Genomic DNA, 1240 nt, shown 5'->3' on the forward strand with positions numbered 1-1240 from the left:
CGCTAAGAAGGCAGAATTGGATGCTCGTACTGACTTAACAGACGAGGAGAAAACAGTTGCCAAAGCTCAAGTCGATGCAGAAGCGGCAAAAGCTAAATCTGCAATTGATCAAGCAACAACGAATGCAGGGGTAGATTCTGCTAAGAATACTGGTGTTGATACGATTAAAGCTATTAATCCAGATGCAACAGCGAAAGATACAGTTAAGAAAACTATCGGTGATCTTGCCGCAGCTAAGAAGTCAGAAATCGATGCACGTCCAGACTTGACAGACGAAGAGAAAGCAGCAGCTAAGGCTCAAGTTGATGCAGAAGCAGAGAAAGCCAAAGCAGCAGTAGATGCAGCAACAACAGATGAAGCAGTAGCCTCAGCTCTAGAAGCAGGTGTTGATACCATTAAGGCGATTAACCCAGATGCAGTTGCTAAGCCTGAAGCTAAGAAAGCCATCGATGAAGCAGCTAACGCTAAGAAGGCAGAATTGGATGCTCGTACTGACTTAACAGACGAGGAGAAAACAGTTGCCAAAGCTCAAGTCGATGCAGAAGCGGCTAAAGCAAAAGCAGCGATTGATGCTGCGACTACGAATGCAGGCGTAGAAGGAGCGAAAACACTAGGAATTGAAGCAATTAACGCGATTAATCCAAGTGCTCAAGCTGGTGATGCGAAAGCGACTCATCAAGCTAAAGCTTCTGATACAGCACTTCAAGTTAAGAAGGATACTAAAGGCCAACTTCCGAATACAGGTGATGAAGCAAATCTAGCTGTCACAATGACAGGACTTACTTTATTTGGACTTCTTGCTGGTGCTCGTAAGCGTCGCAGAAAAGAAGACTAAAGCTAGTCTGATATCATAAAAAATGAGGCTGGACAAAACCTAGCCAATAAATAGAAATCACAGACAATTTGTACTTGGTTTTTACCAAAAGATACAAATTTGTCTGTGATTTTTTTGTCTCTTTGTCAACTGTAATGGGAGAATAGAGGTAATACTTAACAAAAAACAAAAATAGCTGTATACTATAAGGTATGAAAGTCGAACTAAATGAATATCAAATTAGCGAATTGAAGCAAGCCCTGAAAGATAAAAAGAATGCACAGCACCATAGGAAAATTCAAGCTCTCATTCTCTACTCTGAATGTCAGAATTTAACAGCAGTAGCTAAATCAGTAGGTTTTGTTCATCAAACTGTACGAAACTTATTGAACCGTTATCTAGAAGGAGGTTTAGAGGCACTCCTTA

At 41.0% G+C, this 1240-nt stretch carries 2 protein-coding genes; both read left to right on the forward strand.

Annotated elements, in window-relative coordinates; genetic code table 11:
* The coding region (locus E4T71_RS08610) for a DUF1542 domain-containing protein (protein WP_135038914.1) at positions 1–835 on the forward strand (835 nt) is incomplete at its 5' end.
* 191 nt (positions 836–1026) lie between these two features.
* Positions 1027–1240, forward strand: a 214-nt coding sequence (locus tag E4T71_RS08615) for a helix-turn-helix domain-containing protein (protein ID WP_135034965.1), incomplete at its 3' end; no start/stop codon positions are given.

Origin of the sequence: Streptococcus sp. WM07, assembly GCF_004570525.1 — a bacterium.
Classification (GTDB): domain Bacteria; phylum Bacillota; class Bacilli; order Lactobacillales; family Streptococcaceae; genus Streptococcus.